The 26,490-nt window shown below is 28.5% G+C and carries 22 protein-coding genes, 4 tRNA genes and 1 pseudogene; 18 read left to right on the top strand and 9 right to left on the bottom strand.

Annotation, left to right across the window (positions count from 1 at the left end):
* Window positions 1–58 precede the first annotated feature (58 nt).
* Complete coding sequence (locus tag CPEL_RS08280) at window positions 59–478, top strand: PepSY-like domain-containing protein (protein WP_044599431.1); 420 nt, start codon at window positions 59–61, stop codon at window positions 476–478.
* A gap of 30 nt (window positions 479–508) precedes the next feature.
* Here CPEL_RS08280 and CPEL_RS09840 read toward each other — a convergent pair whose 3' ends face one another.
* Together CPEL_RS09840 and CPEL_RS09835 are read right to left on the bottom strand one after the other, a co-directional pair.
* The gene (locus CPEL_RS09840) at window positions 509–949 is read right to left on the bottom strand and encodes a methyl-accepting chemotaxis protein (RefSeq protein ID WP_414437345.1); all 441 of its coding nucleotides are present in this window, start codon (window positions 947–949) and stop codon (window positions 509–511) included.
* 804 nt (window positions 950–1,753) lie between these two features.
* Window positions 1,754–2,344 (bottom strand): annotated as a pseudogene (locus CPEL_RS09835) (cache domain-containing protein); the annotation flags it as partial.
* 300 nt (window positions 2,345–2,644) lie between these two features.
* On the opposite strand from CPEL_RS09835, the gene CPEL_RS08270 reads away from it, so the two are divergent.
* From CPEL_RS08270 to CPEL_RS08255, 4 genes are all read left to right on the top strand, one after another.
* A tRNA-Gly gene (locus CPEL_RS08270) sits at window positions 2,645–2,719 on the top strand.
* A 9-nt stretch (window positions 2,720–2,728) separates the two neighbouring features.
* A tRNA-Leu gene (locus CPEL_RS08265) sits at window positions 2,729–2,817 on the top strand.
* 16 nt (window positions 2,818–2,833) lie between these two features.
* A tRNA-Cys gene (locus tag CPEL_RS08260) sits at window positions 2,834–2,907 on the top strand.
* A gap of 32 nt (window positions 2,908–2,939) precedes the next feature.
* A tRNA-Ser gene (locus CPEL_RS08255) sits at window positions 2,940–3,027 on the top strand.
* Between the two features lie 8 nt (window positions 3,028–3,035).
* On the opposite strand, the gene ilvD is transcribed toward CPEL_RS08255, so the two are convergent.
* The gene (gene ilvD / locus CPEL_RS08250) at window positions 3,036–4,712 is read right to left on the bottom strand and encodes a dihydroxy-acid dehydratase (RefSeq protein WP_044599429.1); all 1,677 of its coding nucleotides are present in this window, start codon (window positions 4,710–4,712) and stop codon (window positions 3,036–3,038) included.
* 136 nt (window positions 4,713–4,848) lie between these two features.
* Between ilvD and CPEL_RS08245 the strand changes: the two genes are divergently transcribed.
* Complete coding sequence (locus CPEL_RS08245) at window positions 4,849–6,201, top strand: Na+/H+ antiporter family protein (RefSeq protein ID WP_044599428.1); 1,353 nt, start codon at window positions 4,849–4,851, stop codon at window positions 6,199–6,201.
* 23 nt (window positions 6,202–6,224) lie between these two features.
* On the opposite strand, the gene CPEL_RS08820 is transcribed toward CPEL_RS08245, so the two are convergent.
* The 3 genes from CPEL_RS08820 to CPEL_RS08230 are packed head-to-tail and all read right to left on the bottom strand — an operon-like array spanning window position 6,225 to window position 8,147.
* Window positions 6,225–6,623: a hypothetical protein gene (locus CPEL_RS08820; protein WP_148308791.1), complete on the bottom strand. Its 399-nt coding sequence runs from the start codon at window positions 6,621–6,623 to the stop codon at window positions 6,225–6,227.
* Between the two features lie 8 nt (window positions 6,624–6,631).
* Entirely contained in the window at window positions 6,632–7,585 is a 954-nt protein-coding gene (locus CPEL_RS08235) for a phospholipase A (protein WP_044599427.1), read from the bottom strand.
* Window positions 7,548–8,147 (bottom strand): molybdopterin-guanine dinucleotide synthase, encoded by a 600-nt coding sequence (locus tag CPEL_RS08230; protein ID WP_044599426.1) that lies wholly within the window; start codon window positions 8,145–8,147, stop codon window positions 7,548–7,550. The genes CPEL_RS08235 and CPEL_RS08230 overlap by 38 nt, the downstream gene beginning before the upstream one ends.
* A gap of 42 nt (window positions 8,148–8,189) precedes the next feature.
* Here CPEL_RS08230 and CPEL_RS08225 point away from each other — a divergent pair, with 42 nt between their 5' ends.
* From CPEL_RS08225 to CPEL_RS08195, 7 genes are read left to right on the top strand one after another with little or no spacing between them, the layout of a single operon-like run.
* Window positions 8,190–9,494 carry an NFACT RNA binding domain-containing protein gene (locus tag CPEL_RS08225; RefSeq protein WP_044599425.1) on the top strand — a complete coding sequence of 435 codons (1,305 nt, stop codon included), beginning with the start codon at window positions 8,190–8,192 and terminating at the stop codon, window positions 9,492–9,494.
* A gap of 2 nt (window positions 9,495–9,496) precedes the next feature.
* A complete protein-coding gene (locus tag CPEL_RS08220) occupies window positions 9,497–9,823 on the top strand; it encodes a hypothetical protein (protein ID WP_044599424.1) in 327 nt (108 codons plus the stop codon).
* Between the two features lie 11 nt (window positions 9,824–9,834).
* The gene (locus CPEL_RS08215; protein ID WP_044599423.1) at window positions 9,835–10,563 is read left to right on the top strand and encodes a phosphatidate cytidylyltransferase; all 729 of its coding nucleotides are present in this window, start codon (window positions 9,835–9,837) and stop codon (window positions 10,561–10,563) included.
* The gene (gene dxr, locus CPEL_RS08210) at window positions 10,560–11,639 is read left to right on the top strand and encodes a 1-deoxy-D-xylulose-5-phosphate reductoisomerase (RefSeq protein ID WP_044599422.1); all 1,080 of its coding nucleotides are present in this window, start codon (window positions 10,560–10,562) and stop codon (window positions 11,637–11,639) included. Before CPEL_RS08215 ends, dxr begins: the two co-directional genes overlap by 4 nt.
* Window positions 11,636–13,024 carry a peptidoglycan D,L-carboxypeptidase Pgp1 gene (pgp1, locus tag CPEL_RS08205; protein ID WP_044599421.1) on the top strand — a complete coding sequence of 463 codons (1,389 nt, stop codon included), beginning with the start codon at window positions 11,636–11,638 and terminating at the stop codon, window positions 13,022–13,024. The genes dxr and pgp1 overlap by 4 nt, the downstream gene beginning before the upstream one ends.
* Entirely contained in the window at window positions 13,021–14,028 is a 1,008-nt protein-coding gene (tsaD, locus tag CPEL_RS08200) for a tRNA (adenosine(37)-N6)-threonylcarbamoyltransferase complex transferase subunit TsaD (protein ID WP_044599420.1), read from the top strand. Before pgp1 ends, tsaD begins: the two co-directional genes overlap by 4 nt.
* A complete protein-coding gene (locus CPEL_RS08195; RefSeq protein WP_044599419.1) occupies window positions 14,025–14,597 on the top strand; it encodes a type II secretion system protein in 573 nt (190 codons plus the stop codon). The genes tsaD and CPEL_RS08195 overlap by 4 nt, the downstream gene beginning before the upstream one ends.
* Here the strand turns inward: CPEL_RS08195 and CPEL_RS08190 are convergent.
* Together CPEL_RS08190 and CPEL_RS08185 are read right to left on the bottom strand one after the other, a co-directional pair.
* Window positions 14,594–16,168: a ShlB/FhaC/HecB family hemolysin secretion/activation protein gene (locus CPEL_RS08190; RefSeq protein WP_084083579.1), complete on the bottom strand. Its 1,575-nt coding sequence runs from the start codon at window positions 16,166–16,168 to the stop codon at window positions 14,594–14,596. The genes CPEL_RS08195 and CPEL_RS08190 overlap by 4 nt on opposite strands.
* 11 nt (window positions 16,169–16,179) lie before the next feature.
* Window positions 16,180–19,746, bottom strand: coding sequence for a filamentous hemagglutinin N-terminal domain-containing protein (locus tag CPEL_RS08185; protein ID WP_044599418.1), 3,567 nt, complete (start codon window positions 19,744–19,746; stop codon window positions 16,180–16,182).
* A 145-nt stretch (window positions 19,747–19,891) separates the two neighbouring features.
* On the opposite strand from CPEL_RS08185, the gene CPEL_RS08180 reads away from it, so the two are divergent.
* Complete coding sequence (locus tag CPEL_RS08180; protein ID WP_044599417.1) at window positions 19,892–21,520, top strand: multidrug ABC transporter permease/ATP-binding protein; 1,629 nt, start codon at window positions 19,892–19,894, stop codon at window positions 21,518–21,520.
* Window positions 21,521–21,543: 23 nt separating this feature from the next.
* Here the strand turns inward: CPEL_RS08180 and cgb are convergent, their stop codons facing one another.
* A complete protein-coding gene (cgb, locus tag CPEL_RS08175) occupies window positions 21,544–21,972 on the bottom strand; it encodes a single-domain globin Cgb (protein WP_044599416.1) in 429 nt (142 codons plus the stop codon).
* A 186-nt stretch (window positions 21,973–22,158) separates the two neighbouring features.
* Between cgb and CPEL_RS08170 the strand changes: the two genes are divergently transcribed.
* The 4 genes from CPEL_RS08170 (at window position 22,159) to fic (ending at window position 26,418) form a co-directional block, all read left to right on the top strand.
* Complete coding sequence (locus tag CPEL_RS08170) at window positions 22,159–23,163, top strand: Fe(3+) ABC transporter substrate-binding protein (RefSeq protein WP_044599415.1); 1,005 nt, start codon at window positions 22,159–22,161, stop codon at window positions 23,161–23,163.
* 43 nt (window positions 23,164–23,206) lie between these two features.
* A complete protein-coding gene (locus CPEL_RS08165) occupies window positions 23,207–24,775 on the top strand; it encodes an ABC transporter permease (RefSeq protein ID WP_049984612.1) in 1,569 nt (522 codons plus the stop codon).
* Window positions 24,763–25,743 carry an ABC transporter ATP-binding protein gene (locus tag CPEL_RS08160; RefSeq protein WP_044599414.1) on the top strand — a complete coding sequence of 327 codons (981 nt, stop codon included), beginning with the start codon at window positions 24,763–24,765 and terminating at the stop codon, window positions 25,741–25,743. Before CPEL_RS08165 ends, CPEL_RS08160 begins: the two co-directional genes overlap by 13 nt.
* 63 nt (window positions 25,744–25,806) lie before the next feature.
* Window positions 25,807–26,418: a protein adenylyltransferase Fic gene (gene fic, locus CPEL_RS08155; RefSeq protein ID WP_044599413.1), complete on the top strand. Its 612-nt coding sequence runs from the start codon at window positions 25,807–25,809 to the stop codon at window positions 26,416–26,418.
* Window positions 26,419–26,490 lie beyond the last annotated feature (72 nt).

Genomic DNA, 26,490 nt, shown 5'->3' with positions numbered 1-26,490 from the left:
ACATAAATTTCACAAGTAAATAATATTATTCTTTCAACTTTTATTTAAAGGAGAAAAAATGAAAATGAAATTAATGTTAGCAAGTTTAGTTTGTGCAAGTTCTTTGTTTGCAGATATGATTGTAAGTCCAGCTGCTTTACCTCAAAAAGCTCAAGAGTTTTTAAACACTTATTTTAAAGGTGTAAATGTAGGCTATGTAAAGCAAGATGTGGATTCTTATGAAGTAAATTTAGTTGATGGAACTGAGATTGATTTTATTATCAATGGGGATTGGAAAGAAGTTGATGGTAAATATAAAGGTATTCCAACTGGATTTATTCCAAAAGAAATTATATCTAAGGTTCAAGCAGCCCAACCAAATGCAGCTATTGTAGAGGTTGATAAAAAAATCAATGGATATAAATTTAGAACAAATAATATGATGGAAATATATACTGATTTTAAAGGTAATATTTTAGGACAAAAATTTGATGATTAATAAGTTAAACCCGTTAGGGTTTAACTTTATCTAAAATTTCTTCTTCTTAGCATCCTCTAAGATATCATTAGCAATTTTATTAACATTATCAGATATTACTGCACTATCATTAGCTATTTTTAAATTCTCTTGAGTTACATGATCAATTTGTGCTACTGAATCATTTATTTGAGTAATACCTGTAGTTTGTTCTTTTATACTCTCACCCATTTCATTAATAGATTGTACTAAGATATTAGTATTAGCTTCAATCTCACCTAATGATTTTTGAGTTCTTTCTGCTAAGTTTCTAACTTCATCTGCAACAACAGCAAAGCCTCTACCATGCTCACCAGCACGTGCAGCTTCAATAGCAGCATTTAATGCAAGTAAATTAATTTGATCAGCAATATCTCCAATAATAGAAGTAACATTTTTAATCTCTTCACTTTGAGCTATTACTTCACTAGTTTTATGAGAAACATTTTGCATAGAAGAAGTAATCTCTTCTAATGCAGCTGCTGTTTCTTCTAAAGAAGAAGCTTGAGAAGCTGAAGAATCTGTTAGGTTTTTAACAGCACTTTGTAATTTAGCACTTTCTGTAGCTAAAAGATTAGCAAATTCAGAAGATTGTCTTAACATACCTACTATTTCTTGACCTAAGACATTAGTAGTAACTTCTACTCCACCTTTAGCATTTTTAACTTCTGTAGTAAAGTCTAATGCTTTATAGCTATCAAATACTCTATTAATTTCATTCATATTAGAACCAACTTTTGCTTCTAATACATTAAGCATTTCATTTAATACATTCTTTAATTCTATTAATTGAGGATTAGCAGGAATTGCTGTAATTCTTGCTGTTAGATTACCACTTTCTATTTCTTTAGCAGTTTCTACTGATTGTTCTACTGCTTTAGTATCTTGTTCTAATGCATTTTTAGTTTTAGTGATGTTTTCATTAATGGCTTTAGCCATAGCTCCAAATTCATCATTAGTTTTTACATTGATTAAAGCAGAATCTTTTGTTTTATGATTGATGAAATCAAAGAAAGAATTTAGGCCTGATTGGATAATGGCAATTGGTCTTAGATTTTTAATAATAGCAAATCTAATTAAAATTAAAGCTATAACAATAGCTATAATAGCAATGATGATTTGTTGGAATAAAACTTTATTTATAGCATCTGTATATACAGCATTATCTGTAATAGAACATACCATATATTTAGGATTTAAACTTTGCACACAAGTTGCAACTTGTGTTTTTCCGTTTTCATCTTTAGCATAAAATAAAGTATCTTGTTTATTTGGGTTGATTAAATCAGGGTTTGATTTTACGGCATTTGCTATGTTGATACTTAAATCATTTTTGGTTAGCATACGATCTTTGTTTTCATGAAAAATAATCAATCCTTCTTTATCATACACTGCTGCATAAGAATCAGCTGATTTACCAAGAACTAATACATCTTTGGAGAAAGTATGAAGATTGTAATCTCCACCAACAACAGCTAGAAGTTTACCATTAACAAAAACTGGTGCGGTATAAGAAATAGTAATAGAACCATCTTCTATACTCTTATAAGGTTCTGAAACAGAAAGTTTTCCTGTTGCTTTTGATTCTTGATACCAACTTCTACTTCTAGCATCAAAACCAGTTTTTTCAGGGCTTCTAATGATTTTATTAGATTGATATAAACTTCCATCTTTTTCAAAACCAACATAAGTTACATCAAATCCACCTGCAACTTGAATGGTTTCTAAAACAGAAAATAATTCATGCTCGTTTGGATTAGGATTTTTTGCTAAAAATAACGCGACAGAATTGATAACAGATCTTTTGCTGCCAGAATAAATTTGATATGCTTCATTAACATCAAACATAGTCTTTTTTTGAATTTCTTCAAGATAATAGCTTGTTGATTTTTTAGATTCATAATAGCTGATTGCGTTTACAACTATTAGTATAATAGCAATTAAAAAACATGCTATAATTGTGAGTTTGCCAGATAGGCTTTTGAAATTAAACATGAAAGCTCCTAAATTAAATGAAAATTAAGATGGCATTTTACTCTTTAATACTTAAGAAAAATATTAAATTTATACTAAATTGTTAGTTGTTTTAGTTTATGAGTGTTTTATTTAAAATTAAGTTTTAGATTGTATAATTTTAACTTAATTTTTGCGGGAATAGCTCAGGGGTAGAGCACAACCTTGCCAAGGTTGGGGTCGCGAGTTCGAATCTCGTTTCCCGCTCCATTATCACCCGCCCGGGTGGTGGAATTGGTAGACACAAGGGACTTAAAATCCCTCGGAATTTTTCTTCCGTGCCGGTTCAAGTCCGGCCTCGGGCACCACTTTTTGGTAACTCAAGGCGACATAGCCAAGCGGTAAGGCATGGGCCTGCAAAGCCTTGATCTCCGGTTCGAATCCGGATGTCGCCTCCAATGCGATGTTAATTCTTGATATATTTATTTCTCGGGAGATGGCTGAGTGGTCGAAAGCGGCGGTCTTGAAAACCGTTGAGGGTAACACCTCCAGGGGTTCGAATCCCTTTCTCCCGGCCACTTTTTTGTCAATCTATATCCAAAACTCCGCCTTTGCTAGCATTGCTTACAAGTTTTTGATACATTCTTAGCCATCTTGAATTGATTTGTTTATTTGGCATTTTAAAATTTGCTTTGCGTTTGATGATTTCATCTTGACTTAAATTTACATTGATAGTGTAATTATCTACATCAATTTCTATTTCATCATTATCTTCTAAAAGTGCTATAAGTCCACCTTCTGCAGCTTCAGGGGAGATATGGCCTATACTAAGTCCTCTTGTAGCCCCACTAAAACGGCCATCAGTTATAAGTGCTACTTTAGCACCAAGTCCCATACCAGTAAGTAATGAAGTTGGGCTTAGCATTTCTTGCATACCTGGTCCACCTTTTGGCCCTTCATAGCGAATTACACAAACATCGCCTTCTTTAACCTTGCCTTGTATAATGCCTTTAATGGCTTGTTCTTGAGAATTAAAACAAACCGCTTTGCCCTTAAATTTACGCTCGCCCATAATGCCTGCAGTTTTTATCACACAACCTTGCTCGGCTAAATTTCCAAAAAGTATAGCAAGCCCGCCTACATTAGAATAGGCATTGTCTATTTTTCTTATAATGTTTTCATCTTTAATACTAGCATTTTCAATACGCTCTTTTAAAGTTTTTCCGCTGATATCTAAAGTATCAAGTTCTAAAATGTGTTTAGGTTTTTTAGCTATTTCAGCCATTACTGCACTTACTCCACCTGCTTTGTGTATATCTTCCATGTATATTGTATTTAGCGAAGGCGCAATTTTGGCTATATGTGCTACATTAGCACTGATATAATTGAGTTCTTTTATGTCTAAATTTACACCCGCTTCATAAGCAATGGCAAGCATATGTAAGATAGTATTTGAGCTTCCGCCCATAGCCATATCTACTACTAAAGCATTGGTGATGGATTTTTTAGTGATGATATTGCGAATTTTAAAACGCTCATCTAGAGCAATTTCACAAATTCTACGCGCAGCCTTTCTTAAAAGTTCTTCTCTTTCTTTGGTGAGTGCTAAAATGGTTCCATTTCCTTCTAATGCTATACCCATAGCCTCACATAAAGTATTCATAGAATTTGCAGTAAACATACCCGAGCATGAACCCCCGTTAGGACAGGCTTTGCATTCTATATCTTTTAAATCATCTTCATTGATTTTTTTAGCCTCATATGCTCCAACTGCTTCAAAAACAGAGCTTAAACTGATTTTTTCTCCGTGTTTGTTTATGCCCGAACGCATAGGCCCACCACTCACAAAAATAGTAGGTACATTAACTCTTAAAGCTCCCATTAGCATACCTGGAGTGATTTTATCACAATTTGGAATACAAATTAACGCATCAAGTTGATGTGCATTCATCACTGTTTCTATGGAATTTGCAATGATTTCGCGGCTTGGCAGAGAATAAAGCATGCCATCATGCCCCATAGCTATACCATCATCTACACCTATGGTGTTAAATTCAAAAGGGATACAACCATTTTTGCGGATTTCATCTTTAATGATTTTTGCATATTCATTTAAGAAAAAATGCCCCGGGATAATGTCTATATAGCTATTTGCTACACCTATAAAGGGCTTGTTAAAATCCTCATCATTTAAACCACACGCTCTAAGTAAAGAGCGATTTGGTGCTTTTAAATGTCCTTTTTTGATCGCATCACTTCTCATTTATCTTCCTTTATTAAAGTAAAAATTATCATTTTATGTTTTTATTTTGCAATTTTTGCTTAAATTTTTAAAAACTTAAATAGTATTTTAAATAAAATTATTTAAAATGTGAAATTATTTTAACTCAAGGAATATAATGCTTTTAACTAACCCTGTTTTTATAGGCGTTGTTTTAATGACGCTTTTGTGTTTTTTTAGATTTAATGTTTTACTTAGTGTTTTACTTTCTGGACTTTTTGTGGGTGTTTGGTCTAAATTTATGACTATGGAGCATTTAACTTTAGCGGAATTTTTTATAAAACTTCCACAAGCTATGATGGATGCTATGAAAATTTTAATTGATGGTATGCAAGGAAACTTACAAACTGCGTTAAGTTATATTTTACTTGGTGCAGTGGCTGCAGCTATATCAAAAACCAACCTAACTGCTTATTTGATCAAAATAGTAGCACACTATATTTCACATAGGAAATATTTACTTATACTTTCTTTGGCGTGTATTGCTTGTTTTTCACAAAATTTAATTCCTATTCATGTAGCTTTTGTACCTTTGTTAATACCGCCTTTATTAAAGCTTTTTAATAAATTAAAAATAGATCGTAGAGCTATAGCTTGTGCTTTAACTTTTGGGCTTACTACTCCTTATATGGTAGTGCCTTTAGGTTTTGGGCTTATTTTTCAAACCCTACTTGTGGATAATTTAAATTCAAATGGAGTAAATATTAATTTAGGAGAGGTTTCTCAAACTATGGCTTTTGCGGCTATTTGTATGTTGGTTGGTTTGTTTTTAGCTGTGTTTGTATTTTATGCTAAGCCAAGAAAATATCAAGAAGAACAAATCGCTAAAATGGATTTTGAAAATTTAAAAATGAGTAAAAAAGAATGGGGCGTTTTAGCTGGATTAGGGCTTACTTTGATTTTGCAAATTTTAACGCACAATTTACCTTTATCTGGACTTTTAGGTTTTGTTTTAATGGTAATTTTGGGCGGAGTAGAATATAGTAAGGTAAATTTAGTTTTTGATGATGGTTTAAAAATCATGGGCTACATAGCCTTTGTAATGCTTGTTGCTTCTGGTTATGGAGAGGTTTTAAAGCAAAGTGGAGGTATAGCTGATCTTGTAAAAGTTAGTGTGCCATTCATGGAAAAAAGTCACTTTTTAGCCATTTTTATCATGTTAGCAATTGGACTTTTAATTACCATAGGTATAGGTAGTTCTTTTGGGACTATTCCTATTATAGCGGCTTTGTTTTGTCCTATATGCCTTGAGCTTGGTTTTTCACCTGCTGCGATTATTTTTATCATCGGTGTTGCTGGAGCTTTGGGCGATGCAGGATCGCCTGCTAGTGAAACAACACTAGGAGTAAGTGTGGGACTTAACGCAGACAAACAAAGTGATCATATAAAAGATACTTGTATACCAACTTTTGTGTGTTTTAATGGATCTTTACTTATTTTAGGCAGTATAATAGCTTTTTGTTTGCTTTGAATATTAAAAGTCTTTTAAGGCTTTTAATATTCAAATTCTTCCATATATCCACAATCAACGCTTAAAATTTTCATTTGGAATGATTTTATAAATTCGATAATAGGCTCAACTCCACCATAAGGAAAAGAAGTGGGATAAAAATACAACTTAGCAATATTTTTTTCTATTTTTTCTATAGAATGAAAATAATATTCCCCACATCCTATACAATCAAATATATCATCAAATTCCCAACAATCTGCATGTAAAAAGTATTCTAATTCTTTTTCGCTATAAAAATTATGTATGTTTTTATCTGCATATAAATCTTCTAATTGTAAATTTTCATTTTTTAAGATTTTGATATAGTTAAACAAATCACATAATCTTTTAAAAGATTCTTCATTATCAATGATAAATTTAATAAAACAATATTTTTTCATTTTTCTAGTCAATACATTAGTAAAATTCCACTTGAGAATCTGCTTGAAGATTTATTGTATTCAATAAGACTCTCACCATATCCGTTAAAATATTGGGTGTAAAGATATAAACCATTATTAGAAATTTTATAAGCACCGCTTATTTCTATAGCACCATGATTGTTTGAAAAATTTAAGTTATTACGCCATAAAACATTAATGAAATAATTATCTTGAGTATAGGCAAAATTGATATCAAAATTTCCTAAGTATTTTTCTATATCAGGATTATCATCTTCAGTTTCTTTTTCTGGGATTCTTAACCAAACTCTAGGTATAAACACAAAATCTCCAAAAAACCATGCATTGCTTAGATAAATTCTATTCCAAGATCTTGATTTTGGATCATCTTGTCCATTTGATTCATGCAATAAGCCCAAGCGTATATTTTTTAAATTTTCAAAAGCCCCATGTCCGCTTATAGGAAAATTAATAAAAAATTCAGGCATGTAGTTTGTTTCCCTAAAAGGAGAAGAATGTTTATAAAGCTGCCACCATGAAATTTGTGTATATGCTATATTGTAGCTTTCATTTAAACCTAAGAGATTTTCAAAAAGGGTTTTTTTAAGACTAATTTGAAATTTAGTTTCGGTGTTTTTGTAATCTCTTTTGCTAAAGTTATAAGAAACAGGCATAAAATAGCTAAGATTATGCGCACTAATACCAAAAGGATTGTTGGATTTTTCTGTACCAAGATAATTAGCTAATGCTTCGTTTCTTGGGTTAAAATCATCCATTGAGTATTCTTTTGTTAAATTTTGTTCCTTTTTTAAGGCTAAATTATTTTTTAAAGCTAAATCTTTATATATTTGCATAGCTTTTTTGTAATCACCTTGTTTTTCGTATTCTAAAGCTTGTTGGATTAAATTTTCATTTGCAAAAACATTAAACAGACAAAGAATTAATAGTATTATTTTTTTCATAAAGCCACTTTTTATAATCTTCATTATAATTTAAATTTATAAATTCATCTTCGTTTTTAAATTCGATAAATTCAGCATTCATTGTATCACAAAAAAGAGCTAATTTGTGATTATTTTCTTGTAAAAATTGCATAGATTTTTCATGATTTTTACTATGGTAAAAGCCACATAAATAGTGTTTGTGGTTTTTTGTTTTTGCTAAAAGCATATTTTGTGATTTTAAATTATTAAAAAGTTTATAAATACTTTCTTTGCTAATATTTGGACTATCAACGCTAATGATAAAAATATAAGTGTTTTTAAAATGTTTAAATATAGAATTTAAAGCAATAAGCGGGGAGTAGCATGAACCATTTTCATCTAAAATTAAAGGTAAATTTTTTTGATGAAATTTATCTTTTTTAGAACTAATGTAGACATTAGAAAAAAAATTTAAGAATTTTTCGTATTGATAAAGTGTCAAATTTTTATCATCAACGCGTAATAAACTTTTATCCTCTCCCATGCGAGAAGACTTTCCACCGCATAAAATCACACAAGGATAAGGAATTTTTTCATTCATAAAAAACCTCATAAATTCATCAAAATATTTTATAATATATTTATGAAATATACAGATTTAATACAAATAAAAGATTATTTTAAACAATTCCAAAGAATAAATTATCTCAAACGCCTTGATGATAATATCTTAGAGCTTAGTTTAAATCATCATATTTTTATACTAGATTTAACGCGTGGTAAGAGTGGAATTTATCAAGAAAAACTTCAAGCAAAAGTTTATAATGCACCTTTTGATTTTATGTTAAAAAAATACTTTTCTAATGCAAAGATTTTAAATTTAGAGGTTTTAGAAAATAATAGAATTTTATCTTTTGAAGTTTTATCAGAAAAATCTTACAAAGCTTATAAAGCTAAGATTTATTTTGAATTTACAGGAAAAAATACTAATGCAATCATCACAGATACTAATGATATTATCATAGAGGCTTTACGCCATATAGATAAAAGTTATCGTGTTGTAAAAATAGGAGAAAAACTTCAAGCTTTAAAAGCTTATGAAATCAAAGAAGAATTTGTAAAGATTGATGATTTTGATGTATATTTTAAGGAAAGTGCTAAAAAATTACAGCAAGTTCGTTTAAAGGATATTAAAGAAAATAAACTTTTAAATGTGGATAAAAAAATTCTAAGCCTTAAAGAGAATATAGAAAATTTAGAACAAGAAAGTAATTTATTAAAAAAAGCACAGGATTTAAGTCAAAAAGCAGATGTTTTATTTGCTAATTTAAATTCTTTAAAAGATTATCAAAGAGAATTTATTTTGCAAGATTTTAACGGCAAAGAACTTTCTTTTAAACTCGAAGATAATCCTAAAAATAGTGCGAATGAATTTTATAAAATAGCAAAAAAACTAAAGCAAAAAGCAAAAAATATAAATATAGAGCGAGAAATTTTAAATGAAAAGCTTGATTTTTTTGTAAATTTAAAAGAATTGATTTTTAAAAGCACTTCTTTGCGAGAACTTGAAGTTTTAATGCCTAAAAAAACCAAAAAAACTAAAAAAGAAGAAATTAATGCAGGAATTAGTAGTTTTTATTTTGATGAGTTTAAAATTAGTGTAGGTCGTAATGAAAAAGCTAATGAGTATTTATTAAAAATAGCTAAAAAAGATGATATTTGGTTGCATGTGAAAGATTATCCTAGTGCACATGTAATCATTACTTCAAATAAATTAAAAATAAGTCAATTAGTGCTAGAATTTGCAGCAAAACTTTGTGTGGAATTTTCTAAATTAAGCTCTGGAGCTTATTTGGTCGATTATACTAGTAAGAATTTTGTTAAAGTTAAAGAAAAAGCTTTTGTAAATTATACAAATTACAAAACCTTGAGCGTTTTAAAGGAGTAAAAATGCCTATAAGTCCTATAGGTGGCATACACTTTGCCAATCAAAATGCACCAATTCATTCTGCACAAGCAAGTAATGAACTAGCAAAAGATTCTTTTGCTACTTTGGTTAATATGAGTGAATTTCAAGCAAAAGAAAAAGCGGTTGAAAAACTTGAAAAAGTTAATCAAAGTCATGAGGTAAGTGATGAGGTTAAAGAAAGACAAGAGGAAGAAAAAAAACATTCTAAACACCATCAAGAGCAAACTAGTGAAGATGAAGAAGAACAAACTCAAGATGAACTTTCTAGTAAAAGCAAAAGTTCTCATTTGTTAGATTTAAGCATATAAAAGGGTTAAAAATGTTTTCAAAAACAAGAATTTTTAGTGCTGCTGTTATGATAGCTGCTATTGTTATTGTCGCTTTAGTAGATAATTTTTTTATTAATTTTATTATTTTTGGTGTTTTGTTGTTTTTAGCATTTAATGAAGCAAAAACAATGTTTAATAGTAAATATGCAAGTGTTTTTATAGCATTATGTATTTTTGCAATTGGAGCTTTTTTAGATAAACCTTTTTTTATAGGGATTTTTGCATTGATTTTAATTTTAGGATATTTAGTTTATAAAAAAAGTGAAAATTTAAATGAGCTTATGCCTTATATATACCCAACTTTGCCTATTTTAATGCTTTATCAAGTATTAAGCTATGAGGGTATGTTTGTTTTATTTTGGCTTATAGTGATTGTTGTTGCTTGTGATAGTGGGGCTTATTTTATAGGAAAATTAATTGGTGAAAGAGCTTTTTCACCGACAAGCCCAAATAAAACTTTAGAAGGTGTTGTAGGTGGTATAGCATGTGCAGCAATCATTGGAACTATAGTTGGTTCTTTTGAATTTAGTGTGATAAAAAGCATTTATGTATCTTTAATTGTGGCTATTTTTGCTGTGATTGGGGATTTGCTTGAGAGTTATTTTAAAAGACAAGCAGATATTAAAGATAGTGGTAATTTAATCCCAGGACACGGGGGAATTTTAGATAGAATTGATGCTGTAATTATTGCAGCATTTGCAATGGCAACTTTAGTATGATTGTTCTTGGAAGCACTGGAAGTATAGGGGTTAATACTCTTTTTATTGCTAAATCTAAAAATATAAAAATCGAGGCTTTATCATGCGGTAAAAATATTAAGCTTTTAAACGAACAAATTGCTATTTTTAAGCCTAAATTTGTGTGTATTCAAGATGAAAAAGATAAAGCCTTGGTTAATCATGATAAAGTCTTTTTCGCTCAAGATGGTTTAAAAGAGATGATAGCTGAGTGTAAAAGTTCTTTAGTGGTTAATGCTATTGTGGGTTTTGCAGGATTAAATTCAAGCTTAATGGCACAAAAACTTGGCAAAAATTTAGCCTTAGCAAATAAAGAGAGCCTAGTGGTAGCAGGGAAATTTTTTGATACTACAAAAATAAAGGCTATAGATAGTGAGCATGCGGCTTTAAAATGTCTTATAGAAAAGAAAAAAAATATAAAAAAGCTTTTTATTACAGCAAGCGGAGGAGCTTTTTATAAATATAAAATCAAAGATTTAAAAAATGTTAGTGTGAAAGAAGCGCTTATACATCCAAATTGGTCTATGGGAGCTAAGATAACTATAGATAGTGCTAGTATGTGTAATAAACTTTTTGAAATCATAGAAGCTTATCATCTTTATGGCATTAAGCAAATAGATGCTTTAATAGAAAGGAAATCTTTGGTGCATGCTTTGTGCGAATTTAAAGATGGCGGAATGAGTGCATATTTTTCTCATGCAAATATGCGTTTATCTATAGCACAAGCAATTTTAGATGAATGTGATCAAAGCTTTATAGAAAATTTAGATTTATTAGCTATGCCAAGTTTAAAATTTGAGAAGATTAGTTTAAAAAAATATCCTATATTTTCACTTAAAGATGAGTTGTTAAATGAACCTGATTTGGGTGTGGTTATTAATAGTGCAAATGAATACATGGTGTATAAATTTTTAGCACATAAAGCACATTTTTTGGATATTTACAAAGGGGTTTTTAAAGCATTAGATCATTTTGGCGTGCCAAAGATTAACCAAATAGAAGATGTTTTTGAGTATGATAAACAAGTAAGGCTTTATTTAGATAAGGAAATGAAGTGAGATATTTTTTAGGTATTTTGATTTTTATAAATGCAGTTTTTGCCTTAGAATTTAGTGTCAAAGAAAACGGAAAAAGTTTAGATGATAATAATACGGTTTTAATTCTTGGAGGTATACAAGGAGATGAGCCAGGTGGCTTTCATGCTGCTAGTTTGCTTTTGAGTGATTATAATATCACTAAGGGTAAAATCATCGTTGCGCCCAATTTAGCTTTTGAAAGCATTATAGCTAGGAATAGAGGAAATTTTGGGGATTTGAATAGAAAATTTGCTCATATAGATGAAAGTGATCCTGATTTTTATACCATAGAGCGTATAAAAAAACTTATTTTAGATCCTGAAGTAAATATGGTGATTAATTTACATGATGGAAGTGGATTTTATAGGCCAAAATATGAAAGTAAAGACAAAAATCCAAATCGTTGGGGTAATACTAGCATTATCGATCAAAGCGAAGTAAATTCTACTAAATATGCAGATTTGGAAAATATAGCCAAAGAAGCAGTGGAAAATATCAACAAAGCTTTAATCAAAGAAGAACATCAATATCATTTAAAAAATACCAAAACCCAAGAAAGCAATGATAAAGATATGCTTAAAGCATTAACTTATTTTGTAGTATCAAATCACAAAGCTGCTTTTGCAAACGAAGCAAGCAAAAATTTACCAACACATTTAAGGGTGTATTATCATCTTTTGGCGGTGGAGTATTACTTAAAAAAAGCAAATATAGAATTTCAAAGGACTTTTGATTTAACTCCAAATGGAGTTTATAGAGCTATTGAAAAACCTTTAGAGGTTAAACTTTTTAATGATAAAATTTTACTTTATCTTGATAAGCCAGCTAATACGATAAATTTTTTGCCTTTTCCGATAAATCAAGCATTAAATTATGAAGCAAGTAATGAAATTACAGCAGTAGTAGCAGGAAAAAATTCATATTCTGTAAATTATGGCAATCGCTTACAAACTAGAATTTATCCTGAATATTTTGAATTTTCCAATGCCTTAGATACTATAGAACTTATAGTAGATGGTAAAAGCATGCAAACTAAATTTGCACAAAAAATTATCGTAAAAGAAAATTTTAAAATTCCTTCAATTATAGGTGTTAGGGCTAATGTTATAGGTTTTGATAGAGGTAAAGATGAAAGTGGTATTTTAATTAGTAAAAACCAAATGCAAAATCGTTATTCTTTAGATAAAAAAAGAAAAATTTTTCGTGTGGAATTTTATGAGTTGAAAAATGCAAATTTAGCCGAGCAGGTTTTAGAAAAAAGGATTAATTCCAAAGAAATTAAAAAAGTAAATATACCAACTACTGCTATAGAAAAAGCAGAGCAAAAAGATAAATTTATTGGTATGATTTTAGTGGAATTTCAATGAAAAATTTAATCCTTGCCATAGAAAGTTCGTGCGATGATAGTTCTATTGCTATTATAAATAAGGATAATTTTGAATGTATTTTTTATGCTAAGATTTCTCAAGATGAAGAGCATACTAAATACGGAGGAGTTGTGCCTGAGCTTGCGGCAAGATTGCATAGTCAAGCTTTGCCTAAAATTTTAGAAAAATGCCAAAAATACTTTAATAGACTTTGTGCTATAGCGGTTACAAATGAGCCTGGATTAAGTGTGAGTTTAGTAGGTGGGGTGGCTATGGCAAAAATACTTTCTGTAGGTTTGAATTTGCCTTTAATAGCAATTAATCATCTAAAAGGGCATATTTATTCTTTATTTTTAGATAAAAAGGCAAATTTTGATATGGGGGTATTGCTTGTAAGTGGCGGGCATACTATGGTGCTTTTTGTTGATGAGCTAGGTTGTATTAGTGAATTAGCAAGAACAGGTGATGATAGCTTTGGGGAAAGTTTTGATAAAGTGGCTAAAATGATGAATTTGGGGTATCCTGGAGGAGCTATTATAGAAAGATTAGCTAAAGAGGTAAAATGCGATGATATAGAATTTAGCATACCTTTGCTTCATTCTAAAGAATTAGCCTATAGTTTTTCAGGACTTAAAAATCAAGTTCGTTTAGAAATTTTAAAACAAGAGCTTACTCAAGATCGTAAATGTAAAATTGCTTTTGCTTTTCAAAAAGCAGCTATAGCACATATAATGCATAAATTAGAAAAAATTTTTAAAGAGTATAAATTTAAGCGTTTTGGTATAGTGGGTGGTGCTAGTGCAAATTTAAATTTAAGAACTCAGGTTGAAAATTTATGCAAAAAGTATCAGTGCGAGCTTTTATTAGCTCCACTTGAGTATTGCTCAGATAATGCTTTAATGATAGCAAGAGCAGCTTGTGAGGCTTATGAAAGAAAAGAATTTGTAAGTATTGAAGATGAACTTATAAGTCCTAAGGTTAAAAATTTACAAGGGATATTATGAAAAAAGCATTTACTATTATGGAGCTTGTTTTTGTTGTGATTATGCTAGGAATTTTAGCTGCTATTGCATTGCCAAAATTAAGTGCGAGTAAAGATGAGGCAAATTCAGCACAAGCTCTAGGTAATCTTAAAATTTTTATAAATGATGTTAGCACTTATGTGATAAAAAATGAGAGTCTTTCAAGTACTGCTTTGATGAGTAATGTTGCTAATGTAAAAAATGAGGATTTATCAAATTTACAAAATGCCACCAAAGAGCTTGATTTTAGCGTAGGAAATGATGAGCAGTGTTTTAAAGTGCTTTTTGTGGATAAAGAAAGCGTGTTGCTTTTAGCCTTAAGTAATGATAATACACAAAAAAATAAAATAGAAAATATCGCTAATTTAAAAAATCAACTTTTAAAAGATCCAGCAAACCAATCCTTTAAAAATCAATTAGATGAGGCTTTAAAATCTTTAAGCCAAAGTGAATTTAAAAGCACATCAAAATCAAAATCTTGCCAAAATTTAGTTCAATCAAAAGCCTTTAAAGATTTAGCTAGTAGGGTTTATTTTTTAAGTGGTAATTAAAAATACAACCCACCACTTAAATATAATTTCATTCTATGATCATCATCGTATTTGTATTTATGTAAAGCTCTTGCTCCATCTAATTTTATATAATACTCATTAGGTTTATTATAAAGAATTTGCAAACCAACAGCATCTAAAAAATAATCATCTTCTGATCTATCTCCAGATTTTTCATACCAAGCATAACCTACATCATAAAAAGGAGTGAAATAAAAATTTGTATTTGGTATGTTTATTCTTACACCAAAATTAGCTACTATGGTATTATCTCCATCACCTTCTCCATTATCATAAGCTCTTACTCCATAAGCTCCACCTAAAGAAGAACTTTCAGAAGAATCAAGTTCAAAATTTCCTAATACTTTTTGATAATTTACACTAAGAGTATGAGTGATATACTCATTAAAGCTATAATAATTATTTAAACTAGTATTTAGTTTTCTAAACCAGCCAAAGCCTTTAGCTCCACTCTTGTTTGTATTTCCAAATGCACTAACACCATCATCATTTACTTTACCAATGGTTATTTTAGCACTATATATAAATGTATTATTATATTTTCTATATAAACCTTCTAAACCAAAACTTCCTACATTAGAGCTTTTGTCAATGCTGTTATCAAATATATTTGAAAAAGGCTGATCTTTTAATATCTTATGAAAAAAACTAGAAGTCACATAAAAAGATGAATAAGTATTAATCCATATAGGGTATGAAAAATCTGCTCCAAAATTTCTTGATGTTCCGCTAAAACCAACTTCTTTGTATATTCCGCCTAAAGAATAACCTCCTTGTGATATACTAGGGGTAATTTTTAAATTCCCCAAAAAGAAAGTATAACTTGCTCCATAATTAATCTGTCTTTGGCTAGAACTTTGTAAATAAAAATTATAATAATCTCCCATATTAAATATAGAATTAAATCCCATACTAATACCTGCTCTATATTCTCCTGAGCTTTCTATACCATAATTGTCTGCATACATTAAAACATTAGCTTTAGTATCAGGTTCTACTTCTATGATAACATCAGTTTGTCCTACTTGTGCTCCAGCTTGTAAGCCTGCTAGAGTTTGCACTCCATACATTTCATCAACCTTGTAAGCACTATCTTCTATAAGTTGGGTAGAGATAATTTTACCTTTTAAATTTTTATCAAGTTTTGCTTCTATGAAATGATTTTTTATAGTTGTATTGTTTTTTATAATATGCCTTCCAAATACTCCTAAAAGGATATTAATTTGTATAGTTCCTTGTTCGAAATTTTGATTTGGGACATAAATTGTTGCTGCAGGATAACCATTTACTTGAAAATAATAAGCTACTATATTTGCAATAGCTTGCAAATCATTAAAATCAAATTTTTTATTTTTAAATTCAAGTATAAGATCTTGCAAGTGTTCTTCTTTTATATTTAATTTGTTAAAATTTATGTCTTTATTGGCGATAAAAAATTTATAATGAGTTGTAAATTCTTTTTTGCAAGGTTTATCCTCGTTTGGATTTTTATTAGCATTAGCTAGTAGCATATTTGCTAGAATGAAAATACCAATAATAATTTTAATCATTAGTTTCCTTTTTAATCCACGCAAGGATTCATAACTTTGAAATTATCATTTACTACACATGTTTTTTTGATTTTTTGTGTTTTAAGCGTTTGTATTTCATTTTTATAAATTTCTTTTTTTATGAGTTCATCCCCTAAGGAATTAAACAAAAAGAAATAATCAAAATTATTATTAAATATGGTAGGAATATAAATAATATCTTTATTTTTTTTACTTATGCTAGGTATAGCAAAGCTAATTGATGCACTTGGACTTAATGATATATTTTCTAAATTTGGATCATAAGGCTTTTGTCCAAAACTGCCTATTATTGAGAAACTACCATTGTTATTTTTGTATTCTATTTTATTTTTTATGGATGTTAAATTTAATTTTGAAATGATAATATCTTGATAATTTTTTAGCATTTTAATGTTTTTAAGTAGTTGTGATAGTTCTTGTGAATTAACTTGGTCAATATTTTGTATATATTCATTATATATTTTTTCTGCTTTTTGTAGTTGTGTTTTTATGTATTGTAATTGTTCTATAAGCTTTTTGGAATTTAAAATAATATCTTTTAATTCTCCATATATTACATTTGAGATAAATATTTTCTTGCTAAGAATATTATCTATTTGTGTTTGTATGTTTTCAATATAAAAATTTTTAACTCCATTTTCAAATTTATCTTCTTTAGCATTAGATAAACCATTTTTTCTATAAGCACTTATAAAATCCAAAGATTGAACTATATTTAGTGCTTCATTTTTGCTGTTTTTGGTATCTTTTATGAAATATTTTTCAACAAAATTAATTTTTTCATCTTGTGTCATTTTATCATAGTCTTTTTCTAAAAACATACTCATTAAAGTATCAAGATATAGCTTATAATCTTGTTTTAATAGCTTTATTAAAATTTCATTTTTTATAATTAAATTGTTTAAATCATCTTTGCTAAGTATTGATTCTTGTTTTAAAATATTATCTATATTTGGATAATTTTGCTTTGGTTTGTTTGAAAATGTAGGGTTTTTTGGAATTTGTATAATGGGTCTTGCTATAGTATAATTTTTGCTTAAAAATTCTTGATATTTAGTTGTTTTATCTAAATCATTGTAAGGAATAATATTTATATCATTCCAATAATTTGAATCAGAATTAGCATTGGTAAAATCTTTATTATAATGATAAATGAAAAAATTATCAAATGAAAATTTTGTGTGGCTATTATCATCGCCTATAAATTTTCCACTCGAGTTTTTACCATTACCGATGCTAGTAGCATTTATAATAGCATTATTTTCAAAAAATAAAAAAATATTTTTGAAATTTAAGTTTAGTTTGTTAATAATCGAACTTCCTTCTATATATCCTATAAACCCACCAGCGCTCACATAGTGATTATAACTTTTAGCTTGTATGTTTTTTATATTATATAAGCTTATATTTTCAAAACTACTTTTTCCTTCGCTTTGTATCCATCCTATAAACCCACCAGCATCAGCAATTCCTTTTTTATTTTGAGTTCGCTTTGCTATGATATTGTCTATATTTTCAATGGTAATGTTTTTAAATGATAGTTTATCATTTCTATAGCTTTCTATTTTTCCAGCAAATCCTCCAGCTACAGCACGGGTATCTTCAATAGTGTTATCATTAATGCTTTCTATGTGTTTTACTTTTATGGTTATATTATCAAATATACCACCATTAGCAAAACCTGTAAACCCACCAGCATAAGCATTTCCATTGTCGTTGTTTGATATAAATGAATTTTTAGAATCACTATTAATGCTTTTAATGGTATTTACACTTAAGTTTATGTTTTTAAAAGTAGTATTGCTAGAATCAATACTACCTATAAATCCACCAGCATAAGCATGTCTTGATGAATTATATGAAGATGTGATATTAGTTATAGTTGCATTTATATTAGAAAAAGTAGCTTCTAATGCATTTCCAGCAAATCCACCTGTTACAAATTCACCTTGTATGTTATTTATATTGCTTAAATTTATATTTTGAAAATTTCCAGACCAAATCTCGCCTACAAAACCGCCAGTGTAGGATACTTTATTTGTTTTATTATTTATAATATTATCTATATTGAGTATATTAATATTGCTAAATTTTCCATCAAAAATACTTCCTGAAAATCCACCAACATGGGATCTATCATTTAGGCTAATTCCACTAATATTTTTTATATTGTCAATTTTTATTTTATTAAAATTACCATCACCTATGTATCCTATAAAAGCACCATTATATGATAAATCTTTAGCTTGGTTTGAAATAGATGAAATGTTTTTTATTTCTATATTTTCAAAATCACTTTTATTTGAAATTCCAGCAAATCCACCAGAGTATAAGTTATTTGTTGAATTTGTTTTAATAAAACCATTATTATAATCAATTAAAATATTTTTAAATTTTGAATTTTCAATATGTCCAAATATTCCTACATTTGTAACATTTTCTTGTGATTTTGATGTATCTATATTGATATTTTTCAAAGAAAAATTTTGCCCATTAAATGTTTTATTTGCAAAGCTATTATTTTCTAAGATATTATAATTATCATCATAAATAATCCCTTTATAACCAACTATCATATTAGTGCAACCAAAACCATCTATACAATAATTTGCATAATTTTTGCCCTTAAAATCTATATCTTGAATTAATCTATATTCATTTGCTGTGGTTCTAAAATTTGTTTTATTTTCATTCCAACCTTTTGCAAAATGCCACCAATCAAGATCTGAACTTATGCCAATAAATTTATATATATTAAATGTGTTTTGATTATGTTTTATATTTTGATAATTTGTGCTTATAAATTTATTAAATACATTAAAAGAATTTACATTATAATAATAACCACTAGCATTAAGATATATAGAACCTCTATCTTTTGCACTAACTTCTAATTTTTGTAATAAATTTGCATTAATGTTAGAGACATCAATATCAACTTCATTTCCTACAAGTTTAATATTTTGTGCGTTGATTGTATTTATAGGATTAGAATTTTGTATATTTGAATTTAACAAAAGTTTGTTGCCTAAGAAAACAACATCTTTTGCATTAATCATACCCATATTAATTATATTTCCACCATTTTCATTTGGTTTTATAATGGGTGAATAAGTATTTGCATCAATTCTTCCACTAGCAAAATCTTGCATAGTTTGATTATTTATTGATGAAGTTGAAGCTATAAAACGATTGGCATTTATAATACCTGTTTTTGTGATAATAACACCATTTGGATTAATTAAAAAAATATTCTTTCCATTTGCGTTTAATATACCCTCAATGATAGATTTATTTGCACCATGTGCTATATTTAAGTAGTTTTTGCTATTACCATTAAAATTTACACTTTCGTTTTTGCCGATGTTAAATCCACCTCCCCATTGGATTACAGAATTTATTCCATGTCCATGGATGTTCATAGTGTTGTTGTGTATATTGATATTTCCACTACTTCCATGTGTAAATTTACCACCACTTGGCAAAGCAAAAATTTGATTAAATATCAAAGACAAGGCAACGCCGGATAAAACAATGTAATTATGAAAGCTAACCATCGTTTAACCTTTTAATGGTATATGTTTTATTTATAATCATAACTTTTTATTTTTAAAAATAAATAAAATTAATAAAATATAAACATAATAAAATATAAAAGAAAATTTTTTTAAGATATAATTTTAAAAAATGTGGTTAAGATAGATGGAATTTATATTAATTTTATTTAAAGAAAACAAATTTAAAATTATTTTATTTTTATTTTTTAGTGTCTTAACAAGTGTATTAGGAGTGTTAACTCTAGTATTTATTAATGAATTTTTGCTGAAATCTAGTATTGGAAATTCAAGTATTATTGTGTATTTTGTGCTTTTATTGCTTGTATTTTTTGCTAGTTCTTCTTTTGTAGAAATTACTTTAAGTGCTTTTGGGCAAAATTTTATTTTTAAAATGCAAAGAAGGGTTGTAAAACAAATTTTAGATACAAGTGTGTTAAGCATTTTAAATACAACTAAAGCAAGGATTTTAGCTTCTTTAAATAATGATGTGCGTAGTATTTCTTTTGGGCTTTTAAGACTTCCTGAATTTATACAATCAAGTGTTTTGATTGTATGTGTAAGTATTTATATGGCTTATCTTTCTTTGGAAATTTTCTTTTTGTGTTTAGTGTGGATGGTATGTGTTTTTATAGTGGATAATTTTTTAATGAGCAAAGTGTATTTTTATTTTAAAAATGCTAGGGAAAATGATGATGCTTTGCAAAAAAACTATCAAAATATTCTACAAGGACATAAAGAATTAACCTTAAATCCTTTAAGAGCTAAACATTACTATGAAAATGAGTTTGAAAAAAATGCCCTAAAAAAGAAAAAAAGTTCTACCATAGGAAATATCTTGCATATTTTATCAAACAACTGGAGCAATAGTGCCATGCTAGCTTTAGTAGGAGTGGAGTTTTATATAGCCTTAAATTATGAGCTTGCTAGTTTGCAAAATGCTACGACTATTGCTTTAAGTGTGCTTTTTTTAAGAGCACCACTTGCTGCTATGATAGGAAGTTTTCCTACGCTTATGATGGCAAAAATTGCTTTAGATAAAATTTCAAATTTAAATTTAAAAAACTATTCTCATGAGTTTAAATTTAGTCAAAACAAAAAAACTTGGCAAAAACTTTGTTTTAAAGATGTGTCTTTTGCTTATAATGAAAAATTTACTCTAAAACCTGTAAATTTTGAACTCAAAAAAGGTGAATGTGTATTTTTAATAGGCAAAAATGGTAGTGGTAAATCTACTTTTTCTATGATTTTAGCTGGACTTTTTACGGAATTTAAAGGGAGTATTTTTTTAGATGATGAAAAAATTACCACAGAAAATATTTACGAATATAGAAGTTTAATTAGTGCTATTTTTAGTGATTTTCATTTATTTGAGCATGTTTTAGAAGATGAGAAATTTAGCAAAGAGGATTTAGCATATTGGCTTAAAATTTTAGAATTAAATGAAAAAGTAGAGCTTATAGAAAATACTTTTAGTACTATAAAACTTTCAGCTGGCCAAAAAAAGCGTCTTGCTATGCTTAATGCTTTACTTGAAAAAAGAGATATTTTGATCTTAGATGAGTGGGCAGCTGATCAAGATCCTATGTTTAGAAAGTTTTTTTATACTAAGCTTTTACCGCTTTTAAAACAAAAAGGTATTACTATATTTGCTATAACTCATGATGATGTGTATTTTGATATGGCTGATAGAATTTTACTTGCACAAAATGGTCAAATTTGTGAATTAAAAGGCGATATTAAAGAACTAGCAAAAAATGCAGTAGAGAAATTCTAGGCTTTGAAAATCAAAGCCTATTATTACTTAGCTTTTGCATAAATTTCTTTTTCAATATCTATATAAAATTGTGCGATAGCTTTGTAAGCTTCTTCCCAAGCTTTTAGCGTAGTTTCATCTGCATTTAACACTACTTTAATAGCTTTTAAAAGACAAGCACCAACTATAGGATAATGTTCTTCTTTAACATTTAATTTTGTATGAGTGATAGCCACTTTATCAACAAAGCTTCGCATATTTTCTAAATTTTCTACATTTTTTGCTGCCATTAAAATAGCCATTGCTAAAGCTTTTGGTTGCTCGCCTGAAGCTTGTTTTTCCATATTAAACATAGGTTTTACTTCAGGATATTCTTCAAACATGATTTTATAAAATTCTTTTGTTAAAACTTCTCCATTTTTTTGTAAAACTGGCACACAATCTTTAATGATTTGAATTTGTTCTTGTCTCATGTAAAAACTCCTGTAAAATATTTTTAAGCATTGTATAAAAATGAGATAAAAAATATCTTGATTTATGTTAATTTTATATAATTAAATACAAAATTGATTATGTATATCAATTTAAGCAAGTATAAAGACAATTATTAATATAATAATCCTTATCAATTTCAAAAATTAGTTAGAAGGAAAATTATAATGAAAGCAAAAGTGGTTTTGTTATCTTTATTAGCAGCTATGAGCTTGAGTGCTCAAGAGCTTACGATTTACTCTCATCGTCATTATGATTCTGATAAGGGTATTTTTAAATTATTTAAAGAAAAAACAGGCATTAGTATTAATGTAGTGCAAGCTAAAGCTAATGAGCTTGCTAAAAGATTAGAAGTAGAAGGTAAAAATTCAAAAGCAGATTTATTTATGACAGCTGATGCGGGAAATTTAGAACAAGTTCGCACAAATAATCTTTTTGTTTCAGTTAGCTCACCTACTTTAGAAAAACTTTCTCCAAAAGAATTAAGAGGTAAAAATAACGAATGGTATGCTTTTACTACAAGAGCTAGAATCATCATTGCTTCTAAAGATAGAATCAAAGACGGAGAGATTAAAACTTATGAAGATTTAGCTAATCCTAAATTTAAAGGTAAAGTTTTAGTAAGAAGTTCAAATAATGTTTATAATATTTCTTTATTAAGTGCTATGATAGATACTTTGGGTAAAGAAAAAGCAAAAGAATGGGCACAAGGTATAGCAAATAATCTTGCACGCACCCCAAAAGGCGGAGATCGTGATCAAATTCGTGCAATTTATGCTAAAGAAGGTGATGTGGCTATTTCAAATAGTTATTATTTAGGGCATTTGGCAAATTCAAAAAATCCTAAAGATATTGAAGCTGCAAATTCAGTAAAGGTGATTTTTCCAAACCAAGATGGTAGAGGAACGCATATAAATGTAAGCGGTATAGGTGTTTTAAAAACTTCTAAAAATAAAGAAGCTGCGATTAAATTTATAGAATTTATGCTTTCAAAAGAAGCACAAGAGATTTTGACTAATCAAAACTATGAATATCCAGTAAATAAAGAAGTAAAACCTGCTAAAATTTTACAATCTTGGGGCGAGTTTAAAATAGAAAAACCAAATTTCGAAGCTTACTGGGGTAATGCTAAAGAAGCTTTAATGATTTTTGATGAAGTTCAGTGGAAATGATAAGGAAAAGTAAAATTTGAAATTTTTAAGTTTAAGGTGGTCTTTGGCCGCCTTTTTTTTCTGTGTTTTGATTATACTGCCTATACTTGCTATTATCTTACATTTGCCTTTTATAGATATTAATACCTTAAAGCATTTGAGCAAAAATGTCTTACCGCGTTATATTTTTAGCAGTGCTTTTATTTTGCTTGGAACTTTGGCATTGTGTTTGGTAATAGGATTAATTAGTGCTTATTTGATTGCTTTTTATAAATTTTTTGGTTCTAAATTTTTTGAATGGTTTTTGATTTTACCTTTGGCTATACCTTCTTATGTGATGGGTTTTGTATGGATTGATTTGTTTGAATTTCAAGGTTTAATTCCTACGCTTTTAGGGGTAGATAAACGCATAGATATTATGAATTCTTATGGAGTTATAGTGATTTTGTCTTTTGCACTTTATCCTTATGTGTATTTTTTTGCTAAAAATACTTTTGCTTATGGGCTTGGAAATATCATTTTAAGTGCAAAAATTCTAAAAGCTTCCAATTTAAAAATATTTTTTAAAGTGATTTTACCGTTTTGCCGTGTGGGTATAGTAGGAGCTTTACTTTTGGTAGCTATGGAAGTTTTAAGTGATTATGGTTTGGTGGCATATTTTGGAGTAGATACTTTTAGTGCAGGTATTTTTAGAACTTGGGGGAGTGGCGGAGATGAGGTTAGTGCTATAGCTTTAAGTGTAGCTTTACTTGTTTTTATTGCTTTGTTAATGTTTTTAGAAAAAATTCAAAGAGGAAAAAAAGGTTTTACTCAAAATGTTTTTATAATTACCCCTAAAGAAGAACTAAAAGGCTTTAGATCGATTTTAGCTTTTTTATGGTGTTTTTTGGTGGTATTTTTTGCTTTTATAGTGCCTATTGTTTGGCTTATTTATTGGGCTTGTTTTGACTTTATGCAAAATTTATACAATACTTTATTACCAGCATTTTATAGTTTTAGTGTTTCTTTGGTTAGTTCTTTTGCTATAGTAATAGCAGCATTTTATTTATGTTTTATAACGCGTTTAAATGATACTAAATTTTCAAAGATGATTCTTTATATCACAACTCTTGGATATTCTTTACCTGGTGCTGTAGTGGCTGTGGGAATTTTGGTAATTTTAGGTGTATTAAATTATATTTTTGATTTTTTATCTTTTGAGTATGCTGTTGGAGGAGGATTTTTAGTTTTATTTTTTGGATATTTTGTAAGATTTTTGGCTTCAGGAATTTTTGCAACCCAATCAGGCTATGAGCGAATTTCTAAAAATATAGACTATGCGAATTTAACTTTAAAATCAAAACCGCTTAAAATTTTTACTCAAATTCATTTTCCTTTGATGAAGCATTATTTGGCTTTGGCTATGGTGATTATTTGTGTGGATATTTTAAAAGAATTACCTATTTCAACTATACTTTCACCTTCTGGCTTTCAAACGCTTTCATCTTTAGTGTTTGCATATAGTGAAACAGAGTTGATTTATAATGTTTCTTTGCCTTCTTTGATTATAGTGGTGTTTGGAGTTGTTCCTACATATTTAATGCATTATTTGCAAGAAAAAAATAACCAAAAGGAAAAGCTATGCAAGTGCTAAAAATAAAAAATTTACATAAGTCTTTTTCAAATGTAGAAGTATTAAAAGGTATTTCGTTTGATCTAAAAGAAGGAGAAATTTTAAGCATACTTGGTGAAAGTGGATGTGGTAAAAGCTCTTTGCTTGGATGTATTGCTGGATTTTTTGAAATCAATGACGGAGAAATTTATATAGATGAAAAATTAGTTGCCTCAAAAAATTTATATTTAACTCCACAGCAAAGAGATGTGGGGGTTTTATTTCAAGATTATGCTTTATTTCCTCATCTAAATGTAAAAGAAAATATATGTTTTGGAATTTCACATCTAAACAAAAATGAGCAAAATCAAAGACTTAAAGAGCTTTTAGATATTTTAAATTTAAATGAGCTTTTATGTCGTTACCCAAATGAATTAAGTGGCGGACAAGCTCAAAGAGTAGCCTTGGCAAGAACTATCATAACAAGGCCTAAATTAGTGCTTTTTGATGAACCTTTTTCTAACCTAAATCACACTTTGAGTGTTAAAATGCGTAAAGAAATCAAAAATATCTTAAAAGAGCATAAATTAAGTGCTATTTTTGTAACACACGATAAAGAAGATGCTTTTTATTTGTCTGATAATATTGCTTTAATAAAAGATGGAAAAATTTTAGATTATGGAAGCGCTAAAGAGCTTTTTTATAAACCTAAAAGTATAGATAGTGCTTGCTTCTTAGGTGAAGCTTTTTTTATCGAGCCTAGTGTGGTTACGGATATAAAATTTAAAGAGTATTTGCAAAATAAAAATGGAATTTTACGGCCTAGTGATATTCAAATTTCTAAAAATCAAACTCCTTTAAAAGCTAGTGTTTTAGAGTGTGTGTTTTATGGGGATTTTTATGAGCTAAGTGTGAGTTTATACGGACATACTTTTAGTATTTATCATCGCAAAGAGCTTAGTAAAAATGATGAAATTTATCTTGAGTTAAGCGAAACAAAAGAGTTTTAAATCATAAATTTAATAAAGTTTATATTAAATATCTTATAAAATATAAAACTTTAAAGGTTTAAAATGGTGCTTAAAAATAAACTTGGTATAAAAAATCAACTAGAATTAGCCAAAGAAGAAGAAAGAATAAGCAAACTAAAGGCAAAAGCTTTATTTGAAAGTGGTTTTTTAGATACATTAAAAGCAGGAAGTTTTGAAAGCTTAAGGGTGATTCATCAAAAATTATTTGAAGATATTTATGATTTTGCAGGAAAAATAAGAGAGGTAAATATTTCAAAAGGAAATTTTAGATTTGCTCCTGCTGTTTATTTACACGAAGCAATTAAAAAAATAGAACTCATGGAGCAATCTTGCTTTGAGCAAATCGTAGAAAAATATATAGAAATGAATGTAGCTCATCCTTTTAGAGAAGGAAATGGTAGAAGTATGAGAATTTGGCTTGATTTGATACTTAAAAAAGAGTTAAAAAAAGTGGTTGATTGGGGTTTGATAGATAAGGATGATTATATAATGGCTATGCAAAGAAGCCCTATTAAAGATGTAGAGATAAAAATTTTACTTCAAAATGCTTTGAGTGATGATATTCATAGCTTTAATCTTTTTGCAAGAGGGATTGATGCAAGCTATTATTATGAAGGATATGCACTTTATAAAACAAAAGAGCTTTTTGATTAGTATTATAGTATGCGTTTTCAAGGCTTTTATGAGTCAAATGTTAATTTGGAGATACATTAAAGAGTATAAGAA

The organism is Campylobacter peloridis LMG 23910 (genome assembly GCF_000816785.1).
GTDB lineage: Bacteria > Campylobacterota > Campylobacteria > Campylobacterales > Campylobacteraceae > Campylobacter_D > Campylobacter_D peloridis.
Note: the sequence above shows the minus strand (reverse complement) of the source record. Positions and strands in the feature narration are given on the sequence as shown.

Bases quoted from the DNA above. Each gene is read 5' to 3' on its own strand.
- CPEL_RS08280 (WP_044599431.1), top strand. From the start codon at position 59: ATGAAAATGAAATTAATGTTAGCAAGTTTAGTTTGTGCAAGTTCTTTG.
- CPEL_RS09840 (WP_414437345.1), bottom strand. From the start codon at position 949: ATGCAAAATGTTTCTCATAAAACTAGTGAAGTAATAGCTCAAAGTGAA.
- ilvD (WP_044599429.1), bottom strand. From the start codon at position 4,712: ATGAGAAGTGATGCGATCAAAAAAGGACATTTAAAAGCACCAAATCGC.
- CPEL_RS08245 (WP_044599428.1), top strand. From the start codon at position 4,849: ATGCTTTTAACTAACCCTGTTTTTATAGGCGTTGTTTTAATGACGCTT.
- CPEL_RS08820 (WP_148308791.1), bottom strand. From the start codon at position 6,623: ATGAAAAAATATTGTTTTATTAAATTTATCATTGATAATGAAGAATCT.
- CPEL_RS08235 (WP_044599427.1), bottom strand. From the start codon at position 7,585: ATGAAAAAAATAATACTATTAATTCTTTGTCTGTTTAATGTTTTTGCA.
- CPEL_RS08230 (WP_044599426.1), bottom strand. From the start codon at position 8,147: ATGAATGAAAAAATTCCTTATCCTTGTGTGATTTTATGCGGTGGAAAG.
- CPEL_RS08225 (WP_044599425.1), top strand. From the start codon at position 8,190: ATGAAATATACAGATTTAATACAAATAAAAGATTATTTTAAACAATTC.
- CPEL_RS08220 (WP_044599424.1), top strand. From the start codon at position 9,497: ATGCCTATAAGTCCTATAGGTGGCATACACTTTGCCAATCAAAATGCA.
- CPEL_RS08215 (WP_044599423.1), top strand. From the start codon at position 9,835: ATGTTTTCAAAAACAAGAATTTTTAGTGCTGCTGTTATGATAGCTGCT.
- dxr (WP_044599422.1), top strand. From the start codon at position 10,560: ATGATTGTTCTTGGAAGCACTGGAAGTATAGGGGTTAATACTCTTTTT.
- tsaD (WP_044599420.1), top strand. From the start codon at position 13,021: ATGAAAAATTTAATCCTTGCCATAGAAAGTTCGTGCGATGATAGTTCT.
- CPEL_RS08195 (WP_044599419.1), top strand. From the start codon at position 14,025: ATGAAAAAAGCATTTACTATTATGGAGCTTGTTTTTGTTGTGATTATG.
- CPEL_RS08190 (WP_084083579.1), bottom strand. From the start codon at position 16,168: ATGATTAAAATTATTATTGGTATTTTCATTCTAGCAAATATGCTACTA.
- CPEL_RS08185 (WP_044599418.1), bottom strand. From the start codon at position 19,746: ATGGTTAGCTTTCATAATTACATTGTTTTATCCGGCGTTGCCTTGTCT.
- CPEL_RS08180 (WP_044599417.1), top strand. From the start codon at position 19,892: ATGGAATTTATATTAATTTTATTTAAAGAAAACAAATTTAAAATTATT.
- cgb (WP_044599416.1), bottom strand. From the start codon at position 21,972: ATGAGACAAGAACAAATTCAAATCATTAAAGATTGTGTGCCAGTTTTA.
- CPEL_RS08170 (WP_044599415.1), top strand. From the start codon at position 22,159: ATGAAAGCAAAAGTGGTTTTGTTATCTTTATTAGCAGCTATGAGCTTG.
- CPEL_RS08160 (WP_044599414.1), top strand. From the start codon at position 24,763: ATGCAAGTGCTAAAAATAAAAAATTTACATAAGTCTTTTTCAAATGTA.
- fic (WP_044599413.1), top strand. From the start codon at position 25,807: ATGGTGCTTAAAAATAAACTTGGTATAAAAAATCAACTAGAATTAGCC.